The organism is Pseudoalteromonas apostichopi (assembly GCF_030297135.1).
In the GTDB taxonomy this organism is placed as follows: Bacteria; Pseudomonadota; Gammaproteobacteria; order Enterobacterales; family Alteromonadaceae; genus Pseudoalteromonas; species Pseudoalteromonas apostichopi.
The window spans coordinates 410,512-426,662 of sequence record NZ_AP028066.1 but is presented as its reverse complement, the minus strand read 5'-3'; the positions used below and the strand labels follow the sequence as shown (position 1 = coordinate 426,662).

Annotated in this window: 15 protein-coding genes; 6 read left to right on the top strand and 9 right to left on the bottom strand. The window is 37.6% G+C overall.

Annotation, left to right across the window (positions count from 1 at the left end; all coding sequences use genetic code 11):
- Nucleotides 1–56 precede the first annotated feature (56 nt).
- Genes QUE86_RS17930 through QUE86_RS17910 form a run of 5 tightly spaced genes read right to left on the bottom strand, consistent with a single transcriptional unit; the run spans nt 57 to nt 7,594 of the window.
- The gene (locus QUE86_RS17930) at nt 57–2,159 is read right to left on the bottom strand and encodes an AIPR family protein (protein ID WP_286260820.1); all 2,103 of its coding nucleotides are present in this window, start codon (nt 2,157–2,159) and stop codon (nt 57–59) included.
- Complete coding sequence (locus QUE86_RS17925; protein WP_286260819.1) at nt 2,137–3,132, bottom strand: PD-(D/E)XK motif protein; 996 nt, start codon at nt 3,130–3,132, stop codon at nt 2,137–2,139. Before QUE86_RS17925 ends, QUE86_RS17930 begins: the two co-directional genes overlap by 23 nt.
- Nucleotides 3,119–5,914: a Z1 domain-containing protein gene (locus tag QUE86_RS17920; RefSeq protein WP_286260818.1), complete on the bottom strand. Its 2,796-nt coding sequence runs from the start codon at nt 5,912–5,914 to the stop codon at nt 3,119–3,121. Before QUE86_RS17920 ends, QUE86_RS17925 begins: the two co-directional genes overlap by 14 nt.
- The gene (locus QUE86_RS17915; RefSeq protein ID WP_286260817.1) at nt 5,902–7,260 is read right to left on the bottom strand and encodes an ATP-binding protein; all 1,359 of its coding nucleotides are present in this window, start codon (nt 7,258–7,260) and stop codon (nt 5,902–5,904) included. Before QUE86_RS17915 ends, QUE86_RS17920 begins: the two co-directional genes overlap by 13 nt.
- Nucleotides 7,253–7,594 (bottom strand): hypothetical protein, encoded by a 342-nt coding sequence (locus QUE86_RS17910; protein ID WP_286260816.1) that lies wholly within the window; start codon nt 7,592–7,594, stop codon nt 7,253–7,255. Before QUE86_RS17910 ends, QUE86_RS17915 begins: the two co-directional genes overlap by 8 nt.
- Nucleotides 7,595–7,729: 135 nt before the next feature.
- Here QUE86_RS17910 and QUE86_RS17905 point away from each other — a divergent pair, with 135 nt between their 5' ends.
- Complete coding sequence (locus QUE86_RS17905) at nt 7,730–8,305, top strand: LEM-3-like GIY-YIG domain-containing protein (RefSeq protein WP_286260815.1); 576 nt, start codon at nt 7,730–7,732, stop codon at nt 8,303–8,305.
- A 24-nt stretch (nt 8,306–8,329) separates the two neighbouring features.
- Here QUE86_RS17905 and QUE86_RS17900 read toward each other — a convergent pair whose 3' ends face one another.
- Both QUE86_RS17900 and QUE86_RS17895 read right to left on the bottom strand, forming a co-directional pair.
- The gene (locus QUE86_RS17900) at nt 8,330–9,865 is read right to left on the bottom strand and encodes a DNA cytosine methyltransferase (protein ID WP_286260814.1); all 1,536 of its coding nucleotides are present in this window, start codon (nt 9,863–9,865) and stop codon (nt 8,330–8,332) included.
- A 323-nt stretch (nt 9,866–10,188) separates the two neighbouring features.
- Entirely contained in the window at nt 10,189–11,214 is a 1,026-nt protein-coding gene (locus QUE86_RS17895; RefSeq protein ID WP_286260813.1) for a nuclease-related domain-containing protein, read from the bottom strand.
- Nucleotides 11,215–11,449: 235 nt separating this feature from the next.
- On the opposite strand from QUE86_RS17895, the gene QUE86_RS17890 reads away from it, so the two are divergent.
- A complete protein-coding gene (locus tag QUE86_RS17890) occupies nt 11,450–12,175 on the top strand; it encodes a hypothetical protein (RefSeq protein WP_286260812.1) in 726 nt (241 codons plus the stop codon).
- Between the two features lie 41 nt (nt 12,176–12,216).
- Here the strand turns inward: QUE86_RS17890 and QUE86_RS17885 are convergent, their stop codons facing one another.
- A complete protein-coding gene (locus QUE86_RS17885; protein ID WP_286260811.1) occupies nt 12,217–13,071 on the bottom strand; it encodes a LysR family transcriptional regulator in 855 nt (284 codons plus the stop codon).
- 81 nt (nt 13,072–13,152) lie between these two features.
- On the opposite strand from QUE86_RS17885, the gene QUE86_RS17880 reads away from it, so the two are divergent.
- Together QUE86_RS17880 and QUE86_RS17875 are read left to right on the top strand one after the other, a co-directional pair.
- A complete protein-coding gene (locus tag QUE86_RS17880; RefSeq protein WP_130052956.1) occupies nt 13,153–13,374 on the top strand; it encodes a DUF2798 domain-containing protein in 222 nt (73 codons plus the stop codon).
- Nucleotides 13,371–13,652 carry a putative quinol monooxygenase gene (locus tag QUE86_RS17875; RefSeq protein WP_286260810.1) on the top strand — a complete coding sequence of 94 codons (282 nt, stop codon included), beginning with the start codon at nt 13,371–13,373 and terminating at the stop codon, nt 13,650–13,652. Before QUE86_RS17880 ends, QUE86_RS17875 begins: the two co-directional genes overlap by 4 nt.
- A 225-nt stretch (nt 13,653–13,877) precedes the next feature.
- Here the strand turns inward: QUE86_RS17875 and QUE86_RS17870 are convergent, their stop codons facing one another.
- Complete coding sequence (locus QUE86_RS17870) at nt 13,878–14,183, bottom strand: hypothetical protein (protein ID WP_286260809.1); 306 nt, start codon at nt 14,181–14,183, stop codon at nt 13,878–13,880.
- Between the two features lie 82 nt (nt 14,184–14,265).
- Between QUE86_RS17870 and QUE86_RS17865 the strand changes: the two genes are divergently transcribed.
- Complete coding sequence (locus QUE86_RS17865; protein ID WP_254869044.1) at nt 14,266–15,219, top strand: LysR substrate-binding domain-containing protein; 954 nt, start codon at nt 14,266–14,268, stop codon at nt 15,217–15,219.
- A gap of 136 nt (nt 15,220–15,355) precedes the next feature.
- Nucleotides 15,356–16,048: a hypothetical protein gene (locus QUE86_RS17860; RefSeq protein ID WP_130052952.1), complete on the top strand. Its 693-nt coding sequence runs from the start codon at nt 15,356–15,358 to the stop codon at nt 16,046–16,048.
- The last annotated feature ends 103 nt before the right edge of the window (nt 16,049–16,151 follow it).

The window sequence follows — 16,151 nt, the reverse complement described above, 5'->3', positions numbered from 1 at the left end:
GAGAATTGGTTGACTAGTTAAATCGCGCCTTCAGCTATCCAACTAGCACTACCACTCTAGTTTATAAAATCAAATCCTTCATTATATGCTCGACTTCTAATATTTAGAGCTTCTTTACTCTGCTTGTCTGACGGTAAGTCTCCACCTAAATACATATTTGCGCATTTAATTGGAAGAGAAATATTCTTATGGTAATGAGGATAGCCTTGATCTTTATAGAAACTGCTTATTGCAAGCCATTCTTCTTTTTTGATATCCATTATTCCTGTTTGAGCGTCGATTTGAGCACCAGCCTCATTAAAGTTCTTATCATCTTCTTTTTTTTCTTTTAATTCAGTACTATCGAGTATGTCAGAACTAGCAAGTTCATTTAAATCGAAACTTAGATTTTTAAATGCTTCCCAACCTTTGGATGACTTACAAAACTCAGATGGGTTTCCTTGGCCACCTCTAAATGTTGGATCTAAAATTTTATCTCTTACAAATTTGCCCAAAACTTCAATCTGTTTTGATAATGTTGGAGAAACACATTGATTTTGAAAAATTCTTGCTAGATTAATATCTCTCTTACTCTGAATTAATAGGTATCTCAAGAATGCTAACGTGTAGGTAACCGCTTCAGCTTTGAACCCTTTTTCTTCCTTGTACCAATCAGATTTTAAGATAGTTGAATCAGCATTTTTAAATAATATTGCTTTTGCTATCAGCTCTCGGTAGAACACATGCTTATATTGTGTATCATCTTTGTCATATTCTTCAGAAATAACTTCACCAAGCAACTTTAAATTAGCTTGAGCACCTTTTTTAACTTCATGCGGATTCATTCTCCATGTGTTTTCATATTTCGCCATGTCAGTTTTTGAAAACTTCTGACTCTTGGGAAACTCGAGCATAAAGCGCTCTTTTTGAGCTTTAGTTAGTGCTCTACTTCTAGTAGTGTACTGACCTCTTGCTCGCTCATAAAACCACTTTGTAGACAAACCAGATTCACCAGCAGGCATCGGGATTGAAAGAGCCAGCTTTTCTAAATTTCGATGGAATGGGTGATTAGAAACTAAATCTGATTTTTGGATTGAATTTTGAGTATTAGCATATTGGCTTATTCGTGATTTGAGGTTTTCAATTTTATCTTCATCATGAATCACCGTCAGCTTCATCTGAATAAAAACTTTGTCGAGGTCTATATCTTTATACAGCCGATCTCCGATTCCTCCTTTTTCTCTGGGAGCAAAATATATCGAAGCTGTTGTTTGTCCACCATTAACTATTTGTAAGTTATCCAATTTAGAAATTACTCTTCCACCACCAACATCTGAAAACTCCACATTAGTTGCCGTGCAAGTTAAGCCGTTATTGTATGCGAAGAAGTTTTCTGGTTCCGTTAGTAGTGCTCTTCTAATGCCATTATTTACTGAAGAACGAAAATCAAGGAAAGTTCTTACATTTGCTTCGAGCAAGCGTTGTCCAAATTCGTCATATATTTCACTCAGCACTTTTCCTGGCATTACACATAGATAAGTATGGGTGCCTTCATCTTCAGTGTTCGCTGGTAAGTTGTGAAGTCCATTACAAATGTTAAGAAAATCTATAGAAAATGGTTCATTTTCAGTTCCTGACTCGGACAGTGTTTTAAGGCGTTCTAAATCCCAAATCTCTATTGATGTTGGCTTATTTCTTATTTCTTCAATAGCAACTTTTTTAACTCGATCACTTAGTTTTCTAGTGCTAAGTACAACAACTCTAAACTTCAAAACATCTGGGAGATAAAAGTTCATTGAATTAGCGATAACTCGGTCTGTAGACTCTTCTAGTGAGTCGAGAAATACTTCATCATCGATTTTTTCCAAGAACCTAGATACATTTTTTCCAAGCTTAACTAAATCAGTTTTAGTTATAGTTAAAATGTCTTCTAAATCCTCATAGTCTGTAATAATACCGCTAAGTGTTTTTTCTAATGGATTCCAGCTATATCCATCGATCTTCATGTACTTATTTGTGTTTCTATAAGAGTGGTATTCTATATTATCCAATATCCCAGCTTCTGAAATGGACTCCGAAACAAGTTCAAAGAACTTTTCTTCTTCAAAGCAAAGGTCTTTTTCTGCGGAAAGTTTTACGCCATTTATAAGTTCATCTTTAAACTGAAGTAGCTGTTCCATTTTCAATAATCTCCCTTATTGTTTTTGAAGTTATATGTTTCTCAAGCGAATTTCCATCTATTGTGTATTTCACTTTTAGTATTTTTTCATGCGGCAAGTTGTCTGGGACTATTCGAGGAAAGTCTTCTGATATTTCATAAGTTACCATATTTATATCAATGAATTTTCGTTCAAGTTCAACATCATTGGCTTTACCATATTTGTCTGAGATCTTATGTTGAAACTCACTTTTCAATGCTTCGTTATTACCGATTAATGATAAGCATTTATCTACCAAATCTGTGACACTTAAACCTGAATACTCGAAACTCTCATTAATTCTAAAAGCTATTAGGTATAGATTGGTTGTAACCTTTTGAAGCTGTTCAATTGAAGAAATCTTAAGGTTATTATCATCACCAACGATGCTGGTTTTGATCTCGAAAGAAACATTATTAAAAGTAAAGTCCTGCTTTTTGTTTTCTGGTCCTATCCATGCCTTCAAAGCATTTTGAAATCCGCAATTTTTAGTGAAGTATTCGTGAAATATAAATAATTCGCCCCAAAATCCAATTAGCTCACGAAACCCCAGTCCTGACCTTGATGGTTTCAAAAATTCACTCCATGAATAAATTCTCAATATAACACTACGGAACATATTCAAACCGCCATACTCTGTCGAATATGCCGCAACATCCTTAGCAATTGTACGAAACTTATCAAACATTTCGGCGTCTGTAAGAATACATATAAGTCGAGTTTTATCATTAACCTGATCTAGTCTAATGTCTAGACAGTCCAATTTATTGGTTATATCAAATTCAAAATAACCTTCTTCTTCTGCAAAAAATAGAAAGTTTCCTTCTGCATTAATTGAAACCCAAAACCTAGAATCCTCTTTATACAACCTTCTAGCTGAAGACGGATAAGAACCCGATTCTATTCCTTCCCAAGGGTTATCTTTAAAAAACTCTCGATAGTTATTCGCCATCATCTTCATACTCAAGTACAAGCTCTTCATTGAGAGCTTTCCATATCTGATTAACTACATAGGAGACTTTTGTTGCTCTGCTCAGACGATCAATCTCTCTTTTTGACTTACCTTTTAAGTTTTCGAGTAAAGGAAAAGAGACTGAGTAGCTAATCGTTGGATCTTTGTGAGGAACTCCTAAAATCTCATCGCCACCCTTCTTAGCATTTTTAGGTAATGTGCCGATAGATAGCGTGTATATTATTAGCCCTGGCTGGTTGCGCTCTGGATTTGTAATATAATAAAAGGGGTTCGATTCTGCTGGTGCATTATCGGGGTCTTGCAAGAAATACCTTTCGTCATGCTTATCACCAATCTCTTGTCTCTCCCAGCAAACAGTATTTCCGCTGACAGATGCCAATAACTTCCGCTTGGACGGTTTTATTTGAGGTAATCTATGATCTAATGAAATGATACTTGGCAACTCAGGATCTCCATCCTGAACTTGCTTTTGAGACCACCATAAATTCTTATCGTTTTTTATATTTTTGATACATACGGTAAATTTAGGTAAACCAGACTTTTCAAGTTTAGAAATATACTGTAGTAACAAATCATCGGTGACTTCTCCCTCCACATACTTCGTATCTGAAATAAAGTCTTTAATGAAAGAGTGATCTACATCATAAAAGATAGTTGAGCCATCAGCGGCACTGTATTGATTTACACCTTCATCAAATAGACAATTTATCAGGTTCCTAGTAACATTTAAATTGTTTAAGTTATTTTCATCCGAAACGTAAAATTCATACTTTCTTAATCTCCTCCCAGCTAAGTCTAGCGAGCGAGTATGGTTGTGTGCCGCATTCATCTTCTGTTTCGCAGTAATCAACAACGCTCCTGGATGCTCTCTAACCTTCAATCCAAATTCGCCAGGGGTTTTCTTTTGTTCTGACATTCGACTTAATTCAAGGTAGAGCTCATCAATAGCATTGGAAATAAATCTATACCATTCAAAAGATTCCTCTGTAATAAATAATTTGCATAGATCTTTATAACCCGGTCTATATCCAAACCAGCGGCACATTTGCATTAACGTATCGTATGTTTTCGAGTTTCTTGTAAAGTAGGATACTGTTAGGCCTTCCAAGGTCAATCCTCGAGAAAGCTTATGACCTCCAATAACAATTGCTGATAAGCCGTTAGCTTTGTATGCGGAGTAGTCTAAACTTTCTCCTGACTTGCCGTGTACAGCGAATACCTTCGTTTTACCAATAGCTCTCTTTAAATGATTAAAAATTTCCTCAAAAGATTCATTTATTTCATAAAACTTATAAAAGCTGTCTTTAATATCTGAGATCACCCGACTTTTTTTAACCGCTTGTTCCATCGAGTAACCCAGTGCAAAATCAGCGGCGCTGCGTATTTCATCCATGTATTCATCAACTACTTCTGCAATTTTATCTTGTAGAAGAGTTAAGTGAGTCATGTTAATTAGCATTGTGCTATGTGCCTTAGGCGTGCCCTTAAGTGACCTCACTGCAACAGTAATTAAATAACATCTGACTGCTTCCTTTAGTGATTCTGGCAATACACCTACGAGAGTCTCTTTGTTACTTTTTGCAGGTAAAAGAACTTCATTGTCGTCAATTATGACAACTGGATCGGCCTTACTGTCATCATTAGATTGAAAAAAGTGTTTTTGTCCAACGTAACTATCAGGAGTGGGAATTCGGATCATGAAGTCTTCGGGGAAAAGATCATCACCAATATCTACATGTTCCTCGTCAGGATCAATAAATATGTTAGCAAAAGGTGTTGCTGTATAACCGATATATGAAGATCTATTAAAAAGAGATAACAACTTTCTTATATTGTTATTGATAGCTGTTATGTCACCTTTTTCATGTTTCGTGTTAATTGAGGCGTAATCAGCTTCGTCGTCAATTAACAAAAGCTGAGTATCTAGTTTTTTCCCTTCTTCCGCATTTAGCCCGTGATGATTTTCTATCCATTCATATAAGTTATTTAAGACAGAAGCCCATTTCTTGATAACAAAAATTATAGGACCTTCGACCTTTGTGAAATTAATACCGAATCTATTTGCTACAGGCTTGCTAAAGTCGCCTTCTATCGTTGTCAGTGGATGTGCGACATAACTTGGATCTCTGTATTTACCAACACCTATTGGTAAACCTCCTTCATAGCGTTTTATAGACTCTCTTCCCGTTACACCTTCATCTAATCTTATCTGAGTCTGCTTCCTCAACTCATTTAGGTGACCTCCAAGAACAATTATTACTTTGTATCCTGCATCAACAGCTTTGTTTATTAAACCTAAGTAATTTTGAGTTTTTCCAGATTGGACGTTGCCCATCACCAATCCTCTTCGATTCCAATTACCTTCTTTACTAGGGTCTCCAGAGCAGTCTAAAATTTCATCTATTGTTTCTTCAGTTTTCTTAATTACATCTTTGTTTCTTCCCTGATCTAACAAGTATTCTTCATAAGCCTTCCAATATACCCAATCTAATTCACCTCTTTTGTGATCTAACCATCTTTCTACTTTTGGGTTTGCAAGGATAATAGGAGGTTCATCGATTTCTACGTTTATGGTTGTTTCTATTTTAAACTTTATGGTTTTCCAATCTTCTTCAGTAAATGAGCCGTATTGCGGGAGCATCGTCTTTAGTTGTTCAATAGTGCTACCTATAAATTCAGTATCAACTGTCTTACCAGATGCTTTAGCTTCGTTAAAAATCCTAAGAAGAGTATTGGTGCAATCTTCAATTACTACTTTTTCCATAGTTCTTTAAATCCCTCTACTAAGTCGTCATAGCTAATATCGTTTTGATTAATCTGGTTTGGTTCCGATGACATTTTTTCATATATATGATGAATTGGTATTTCTTCGGATAGGTGCTGTAAATACCCAATAAGGTTTTTGGCTTGTACTTTGTCTAGCGTTGACAAAAGGCTAATCAGGTGTGTGTTATCCGCAGATACTTCATAACTGATACTCTTGTCTCTTTCATTTTCATTTACTTTCCAAAAAGCGTTTGCTTCTTCAAGTTTGCCTCTGTATCGATATGTTTTCTGCGATCTTTTTATAGGTTCTCTTATTAACTGCCTAAGCTTTGCTTTTACTTTGTGCGGTATTTCGAGAGATGACTTTTTGACATCAGTAGACCATTCTTCGTCTAAACTAGTTGGAATATTTACCTCCACTCTCGCTAGCTTTCCCAATTGTGACAATCTAGTTAAGCCAAACCAACCACCTGAGATAATGAGCCGATTTGCTCTATAAACGTATAGCCCCTGGTTAGCAGTTATCTGATCTGTGCCACCTAACTTTACTAAATCAGATTTTGTTAACTTTGACTCGTGAGGGAGTATATGCACTCTGAGCTCAATGCTTCCACCTTTCTTAACCCTAAACTTTTGAGATGGACCTTCTTGATAGCCGTTACGGCTTCTTAAAAAGGGATCGAAATGTTCTAGCTTTTGATAGTTAAAATAGAAATTAATCGCTCTTTTACCTTCCATAAACTTGTGAAAGTGTAAGCGAACATAGCTTTTTAAATTAGTCAGGTCTTGACCTAAGGCAACTTGAAGCTCTGGAACTGGATATCCATCATATTTTCCTATATTTTCCCATATGATGGCCGTCCCTTGTTTATCCAATAGGATATTGAATTTGGAACATAAATCTTTTGTTTCTACTTCGGAGTGTTTGATTAGTTTCCAGGCATTTTCATGTTCAACTAAATCCAAATCCCAAGTTGCACTCTGGGGTTTTGAGCTTGAGTCTTTACTTATAACTGTAAGCTTTCTCGCTTGTGAAAAACTAGCCATTTTCATTCCTGAACCAAATCGGCCCAGATCAAACTCGCTTCTAATATCTGCAGGGTCTTTACACCCAATTCGCATTGAGTCTATAAGCGTCTCAGGGGTCATTCCGTAGCCATCATCTAGAATAATTAAAACGGCTTTCTCATCAATAATATTTATTTCTGTGTAGATGTTGTTAGATTCTGCAGTGACAGAATTATCGATAATATCGCTTATTGCAGAGTTAAGGTTGTACCCTATTCTTGCTAACGTTTTAATATGTGATTTAGGGTTTGGAGAAAGGTCTATGTGTTCAGGCACTTGTTATCTCCTTCCAAGATATTTTCCAAAAATTCATTACCTTGTGGAGGGCTAAGTTTTCTTTTAGATCTAAACCGTCTGCTGAGGCAGTTTTAACCGCTAAGCTAAGTGCAAGTAGTTGATTTTCTTTATCGGTAATTTGTTCGCAGTAACATTCTAATTGAAGGTCTTCTTCAAAGAATTCATCGATCCAAGAATCTAGTGACTGCCTGCTAATATTTGGAATGTTTTGGATTACTAGTCTTATTAACTCACTCTCTTCTTCTTGGGAAAATACACCGTCGTTACTTGATATATAGAGAACAACCATAACTAGTGATTTTTCAAAATCCATTTGTGCAATATCCTTTATTATTTTAAAGTGAAATTGAGAGTATGTTTAACATAATTCTATATAAAAATCATTGATCTATTTAAAACTCTAGATGCATAGTAAAAGAACTTCACTTTTTGTTACAAGGAAATTTAGATGTCCTCTACTTATTACGTATATATGCTTAAAGATCCTAGGTGCCGACCAGCTAAAGTTTTTTATACTGGGAAAGGCACAGGCAGTAGGGCTACGGAACACTTACGGAATATAGATGGAACAAATAAAGGGAAATACATACAGAAAATTATTGAGTCAGGATTTACACCAATTGTTCATAAAGTAGTTGAAAATTTAACTGAAGAACTAGCGCTTCAAATTGAATTAGAATTGATTAGTGGCTTAGGAACAATTGAGAGTGGCGGGGTACTATATAATTCTGTTATTCCAAAATCTATAAAAAGAAAAGTCGATAGAAACATTGTCGTTCCTGTTGGTTCAGTAGAAAAGGCACAACTTGGTTTAAAGTTGATCAAAGATGCAATAGTGTCGTTATCTGAAGAAAACGCAGGCGGAATTACAAATGCTGATTGCGCACATTATTTGGGTCTTCAATCAGACAACCAAGGAAGGCAGCAAGATTATTTAACCTACAGTGTGTTAGGGCTTTTAATGAAAGAGGGAGTGCTCACCACTGAAAAACGAGCTAATCGAAGAATATATAAGAAATCCTGAAAATAACTCTAAATCTTTAAACTACTAAGTCTTAAGTAGTTCTAATACAACTTTGCCAATTTTTAAAGCCAAATATGGTGGTACTGCGTTTCCTACCTGAACATATTGATCTGTTTTTGTTCCTTCAAAAAAATAATTATCAGGAAAAGTTTGAAGGCGAGCTGCTTCCCTTACAGTGAGGCTTCGGCATTGTTGCGGGTCATAGTGAATAAATGAATGCCCGTCCTTTGACATGTGGCTTGTCACTGTATTCGAGGGTTTATTTGCGGCTTGGGTTCTAAACCTATCAGCATGATCGCCAGATTTCCAGTTTTTATGCTTAGGTGCAAGTTCAAGTGGGAAGTCTCGCGATTTAGGTGAAATGCCATTATTCAGCTTGGTAAATGCCGCACTAAATCCATAACGGAGTAGATCTGCGTTCATGTGTTTTTTAGATTCGTGATTTAGTACTATATTAGGTGAATCGCTCAAGTACCATTCTCTAATTTTGTTTGGCATTTTAGGTTTAACACTTGTTCTGTTTGAGCACGAACGAGAAAGCCCCCTTATTGGAGAAAGTGAAAGGTTTGAGATTTCTTCTTCACTAAACTTTTCCTTTAATAGCTCAGTAAGCACTTTAGCGTTTTCTGCTATTTGTTCTTCCCAGTCAACTTGGTTATCTGTTTGTTTAGAAAACCCGCTTCGCAATGGTGGCAGATCTGATAGAGCTTCCTCTACGGTTACTCGGTGTTTTACTTCATCAATTGTTTTTGGTATGCAATCTAAGTCTTCTCTCACACCTAATAAAATAACTCTATGTCTAGCTTGTGGAATACCATAATTTTCAGCTTTAATTAAAAAGTCAGATGATATCTTATATTGAGGGTTTTTCGGGTTTTCTGCTGGTGTCACCAATGAATATATTTTGTACCCTGAGACTCCTTTTATTTTTGTAACTCTTCCTGGCTTTCTCAGATCCTTAAGTATATGGGGGAACATTAATTTGTCATTAATTTTGGCTGAGAGGATACCTTTTACATTTTCCATTACGAAAATATCTGGTTGAGCAATAGATAGAACTTTTAAATACTCTAAATATAAAAAGTTACGGTGATCTTTTTCTGCTTTATAATTCTCAATGCCTGCATTACGGGATCTACCTGCAAGCGAATAGGCTTGGCATGGTGGACCGCCAATAACTAGTTTAGGTCCATTATGTCCTTTAATAAGTTCTCTGATGCGGTTATGAATAAGCTCATTATCATTCCCAAGAGCTTTCGGACCTTCTAGTGTTTCTTTAAAGGCAAGTACTGATTGCTCAGGAAACTTTGCGAAGAGCTCATCACGAGATATTTCACCTTGTAAGTATTTATTGTAATAGTCTAATCCACCATTTAGCGATTTTATTTTTCTGAAGAATGCTCTAGTTGTTAAGGTCTTATGAGCTGATGGCTCTTTTTCTACAGATATACAAATATCAAATGGTTTATTACCTTTCTTATCTGTTGTTGCTGAAATACCTTCGCCTAGACCACCAGGGCCAGCAAATAAATCAATAACAAGAATTTCACCGTTTTCCATAACTCACTTAACTACTTCAGTATTACAAGATTATGGATAATACCAGGCCTTATTTATCGTATAAAGATATATATATGTATATTTGAACAACCGCCCAAAATATCAGCTAATAATGATCAAGTGAAGACTGATGTGAACTTGGTTTCCCTGTGTTCATACCCGAAATTGAATTAATTATGAGTAATTTACAGCATGGATGCTGTAAAAAGTGTAGCTTGGCTACGGATGGCCTATCTAAGCTGTTTACGTTCATTTGATTAATTCAAATTGAGGGGACAGTGTGAACCTCGGGGCGCCGAGAGATTCCAAAGAGAAGTCGGCGTTTACTTCTCTTTGGTTGCCGTCGCCAACGCGACATTATTATCAAATTTTATTAGCGCTTTATTACCACAACCATCACAAATCAATGAGTAAGTATCTTTACGCTTACTAACTTTCGTATTTTGATCATTACATTTAATACACGGTGCTTTCATCGGAGTATTCGTATTACAGTTTGAGCAATTGACATAGTATCCATATCGTCCTGAACGGGCTTCAAGAGTGTGTTCATTACTACAATTTTTACACTTTAAGTGTATGACTTTAGGTTCCTCAGCACTTAATAAAACCTCTTCTTTAACTTCACTTTTGTAAATTGATTCGGGTTCATTAAGGGTTACTGGTGACTCGTCGTTTACTGGTTGCTCGGTTGATTTAATATTTTGAGCTAAAAGAAACTGACAAATCTTAGATAGGCTTTCCTCACTAAACCATGGGCGCACGTTAGTTGAAAAAAAGTGCAGTGGGTTAGGGGGTGATGCTGGTAACTTCATTATCTCTAAAAGCTTATCAGCTAAAAATTCAGATTTAATTAATCGATCTTCAAGAGACTGTGGCATGCTATCTCGATTGATTATGGCATTGCTCGAAATTGCGCAGATGCTACGCCATTCTCGTCCTCCGAAGTTCTGCTGTAATTTGCCAAATATTTTGGGAAGTAACTGCTCTGCGTTACTCGTCACTAAACTTTTTAATAAGGCTTGTTGGAGTTCAACTTGCTTTATTGGTGATGGCATTCCTTGCCATTTTCCTCGATAACTACGGCTCCATTCCTGATGCTCATTTATGGCAACTTCGCCTGTTATGCTTTTTGATTCGATTAAAATAAACCCATATGTATAAACAATTAAGTGGTCTATCTGTGCTGATTCGTTATTGTGCTTAAATTTAACATCATTAAATACGAACACTTGTGAGTGATCTTTAAATGCTCGGCGCAAATAAAATGCAACATCTAGCTCTTGCTTGTCCCCAGCTTTAATCTTGATTGATTGTGAAATTGAAGGTGTTTTATCTTTTAAAATCATGAGAAGTCCGTTCTGTCATGTATTCGTATAGGGTACCACCGAAATGCAAAATTAAAATATTAAACTTAATGATGGATTTTAGGTAATGAAATTAAATGCATTTCATAGCTTTGTGTTTATTTCTCTTTGATTACCGCAACAACGCGACATAACTAAATAAATAGTTAATAGGCCACTTTTTCCACACCCTAAATTTGGTACAATGTGGCCTACCAAATTACACAGATGTAATGTTATGAATAAATGGATTTTATTACTCGCTACTTTGATTGCGAGTTTCAACACAGTTGCTGATGAGCAATATTCAAAAAGTCGCTGCGATAGTATTGAGGCTGAGCGCGAGGGTATTCGTAAAAGAATGAATCGTAGCTACACGGCAAGGCAAGGTGAACGTTGGAATCAGCGTTTAGATGAGCTTTTTACGTCGCTGGCGAGACACTGTAAACACCCAAAAAGAAGCTCTGGTAATGGCGGTAATTATACGTATCGCTCGAATCCTACCGCACTTTTAAACACCAAAGTACATAACTCTACTGTGTATTCAAACTCATATAATGACGATAAAAAGCGCCATGCTTGGGGGCAATTTTATCAATTACCTGATCGTTGTAGAGCGAAGGATATGAAGCAAGCTGATTTTGTATGGTGTAGCGAAAATAAAGCTGAGCAAAAGGCGCTATTTGAATCTGCCTGGAGTGGTAAAGCTAAAGCAGACTATAAAGATATTGTTATTACTGTAAAGCCGACCATTACAGAAATTAATGCAAATAAAACTACAAGCCAAGCCGTGATAAAGAATCCGATAATCGAAGCACCCGTTAAACAAGCTTCAACTCCTTTAAATGAGAGTGTTGGTCCGCAATTAACAAAGTTGAATGACCTTAAAATTTGGCAATTAGCCTTGGCGGGCATTGCGGCCATGTTTTTTGTGTTTGGTCTTTATCGTTGGTTTAAAGATTGAGTTATTAAACGGGCTAAAGCCCGACCTACAATGCCTTGCAACTAAAGCGCTAATATTTCTCCTTGTAAACTCGGTAACTCTGCAATACTGGTTTGGAGTTGTTCTATCAACAACTGGGCATTCGCTGATGGTGTGCGTGAATGTGGCCAGAGGGCGTAAATTGGCCTTGCGGGAATATTATGGGGGGAGTCGATATAACTAAAGTTGCTGGTGTCGTCTATACAGCAAATTTCACTCATGGGTAGCAAGCCAATGCCATAGCCTGCTTCAACCATTTTTCTGGCGATTGTAATATCAAAACAAAAGCTTATGTGTTCATACTCGGTTTTTAATTTGTTAAGTAAACCGCTGGGTAGTTGTGACTCTGAATAGGGCAGTATCAACCTTGATGTTGGGGCATCTTTCTTTGTAATTAGCTTTATTGCGATCATACCTAGGCGCTTTTGAAAATAGCTTGAGTCTTGTTGTTCGCCAATGCGAATGGCTAAGTCAAAACGTTTTTGGCTTAGTTGGCTGTTGGCATTACTTGGGTAAATGTGGAGATTTAACGCAGGGTTTGCCATTGCAAACTGATTAACTGCACCCATCAGTGGGCCTGCAATGATGTTTTGTGGGCACAACAGGTAAAACTCTTTTGCGGCGGGCGAGTCATTTAATTGCTCAAGCTGGCTGTTAAGAGCAAGTACTTGCTCGCCTAACTCGTTATACAGTGATTCGCCTTTGGCGGTTAACACAATGCCTCGGGCTGTGCGTTGCAGTAATGGTTCGGCGAGCTTTTCTTCTAAAGCCTGAATGCGCCGTGATAGGGTCGATAGATTCAGTCCTAAATCTTTTGCTGTTTGGCTCATGCTTTTACGGCGCGCTATTTCAATAAATAAATGCAGATCATCCAGCATACGACTCCCTCAATCTTAGTTTGCATTTTCGTGACTGTTGCCACTTGCGTTGTATAAATATAGTAACGCCAAGGAGGACATATGAAAATTCATTTTACTTTTACTGCGGCATTTTCGTTTTTAATGTCGTTTTTACTTTCGGCATGGGTCACTTATGTCAACTTAGGGCTGAGCGATACATTTTTTCTAAGTTGGATGAAGGCGTTTGTCAATGCGTGGCCTGCTGCATTTGTGGTGGCTTTTACGGTTGCCCCGCCAATTCGGGCATTGGTTTTAAAGTTATATAGTAAGGAGTCAGTATGATTAATATCGTGGCAAAAATTATCCCAAAGGCGGCATTATTTGACGACTGTAAAGGGCGTTTACAGGGCATTTTAGCAGCCACTCGTTCAGAGCCAGGTTGTAATCGTTTTGAGCTGTATGCGAGTAAAGAGCAGCGTTGTTTGTTTTTAGTTGAGCAGTTTGAATCGCAAGCCGCCCTTGATGAGCATTATGCTCAGCCCTATACCAAAGCGGTGTTCGCGTTTTATGAAAATGCTTTGGCGGTGCCGGTTGAGGTAGAGGTGGTGGCGGAGTTTTAGATTTAATATTCACAAAGAGGATAAGAGGCGCTGCGCTTTAGAGGTAATTAACTAATTGGCTTAATTAGTATCTCATTGTCTTCTCGTTCACTTCTCTTTGTGAATAATAGATTTGGGCTTTTTAAAATGTTGTGCGCGAAACATATTTCACGTCGACAGGTAAAAAAAACTAGGCTACTGGGGAAGTACTGCTATTCGTAGCCTAGTTTAACAAGGTTGAAAGGGTTACAGCATATAGAGAATTTGCTTGGCTTTTTGTCGGGTTAAACAAGCGGCCATTGGGCGTTTTGCAAACAGCTTGGCTGAGACAGTATGCTCTTTGCCCATGTATTGGTTGTGCAGAGTTTGCACATTGACTTTGCAGGTCACCGAATTTGTGTTTTCTACATAACGAATTTCTACTCGTTCTACTTTTTGAATTAAGTTTTTATAAGGGTAGCCTTCATCGGTATCAAGCTGCGTTATTACCGGTTGATTGGCATAACTAAAGCTTGAGGCACACAAAAGTAATAAAATAATTAAGTATTTCATGGTGGTTGTCCTTGTCTTGTTGCGGTTGGCTGTATGAGTATTACTTGTGTTATGACTACTGACAAACGATTAAAAATTACCTATGCTTAAGTTTTTATTAACCATAAAACGTATGCAGTTACCTCCATTAAAAAGCCTTTGGTATTTTAAGCACGCGGCAGAGTTAGGTAGTTTTAAGCTTGCGGCAGAGCAATTATTTGTTAGCCAAGCTGCGGTTAGCCAACAAATTCGTCTGTTAGAACAACAGCTTGATTGCAGTTTATTTACTCGTCATACCCGCTATGTAGAACTAACTCGCCAAGGCGAACAGCTATTACCTCATGTACTTAAGGGGTTTAGTCATTTACAGGCAGGCGTGCAGGCTGTTAGCCAAGATAGCCACCCAAATACGTTAAACTTAACTGTGTTACCTTCTTTCGCCAGTGGCTGGTTGCTTGGTCGTATTAGCGATTTTCAAAACAAATACCCCAATATCAAAGTGCGTATAGAGCCTAGTGACCAACTTGCTGACTTTTCATCTGGGCAGGTCGATTTAGGTATTCGATTTGGGCAAGGTAGTTACCCGGGTTTGCATAGTGAGCTTATCAGTGACGACAGCCTATTTTTGGCTTATAAACCTGGTGCCATTGATGTTCATAAGCCCCTAAAACCACAGGTTCTGGCACAAAAATTAATTAAAGATGTGTGCCCAGATGCAGAGAGAGGCTGGTTAACTTTGGCTCAGCAACTAGCTGTCAGTCCAGATGCGCTCCCCGCACTTGAAATCGATAATGCAGCATTGGTTATTCAAGCCACGTTAGCAGGGCAAGGTATTGCATTGGTAAGACGGCGCTTAATCGAAACTCAACTTCAACTTGGTCAGCTAGAGATTTATCCAAACTTTGAATATCAATGCCAATTTAAGTATTACCTTGCTGCGCCGCCCGATCATTTTAAATGGCAAAAAGTACGGCTGTTTAAAGCTTGGTTGCTTGAGCAGTTTGCTATGGATGATCAGCAGTTTGATAGTGGAAATAATCAATCTGAAGACTTTTAATAAGTATTGCTCGTGGGATATGTAAAAGCTTGCACTGGTAATTTATCAGTCTTTTAGGTGGGTTTAGCGCAGATTTCTTGCAGTTTTATTAGAAACTGCTAATCTGTACCCCTAACTTTTACAGTGACGTAAATTAATGATTAAACGGATTTTAATGACAACAGCGTTGTTGTTGCCTAGTTTTGTCTGTGCGCAGCAATCAACTCCTTCAGAAGCTTGCCAATCTATGCAAGCAGAACGTGTAGAGTTACAAATAGCCCTGCGCAAAACCAATCTTCTCGACAAAATTGAAGCTTATAAACAACGCATCCAAAGCTTGTCGGCACGAATATCTGAAACATGCTTTAGTGAAGAGCAAATAGCAGAGCTTAAATCGTCTTTGTATAACCCTGACATTAATGAGCTTGAAAACACTTTGGCAGAGCCATTAACTGAGCAAGCCTACATTAGCAAACAAGCTGCATGGGAGCGCTTTTATGTTATGCCGCCACGTTGTGCTGCTCGCTCACTACAGCTGCAAAATCTAGAGTCGTGCTTTGAAAATAAGCAAGTTCAGTTTCAGCAGTTTGATATGTTATGGCAGCAAAAAAATGCTCAACTTGCCCGAACAGAAGCAAAGCCTACTGACCCTTTTCATGAGTTTGTATTACCCAGTAAAGCTGAGCGCGCAAAAATTAGTATGGAGCAAGAGCTAAAGCGCTACAGTTATGGTACAGATTCGTTTTTACCAACTAACATTATTGTGTTGTGTGTTTTAGCTGTACTGGTGTTTTTTGGTTTGATATTTGTGTTTCATTGGATAATGCGCCCACGTCCAATTGTAAAGTGAGTCAAATGGGAAGTTAGCAAGAGTAAAGGGGAAAGGTTCTAGGCAAGATAAACACTGTTTTTAGTCGTTAGATGTTAGGTGTCAGCCGAGCTGTGGGGTTGGT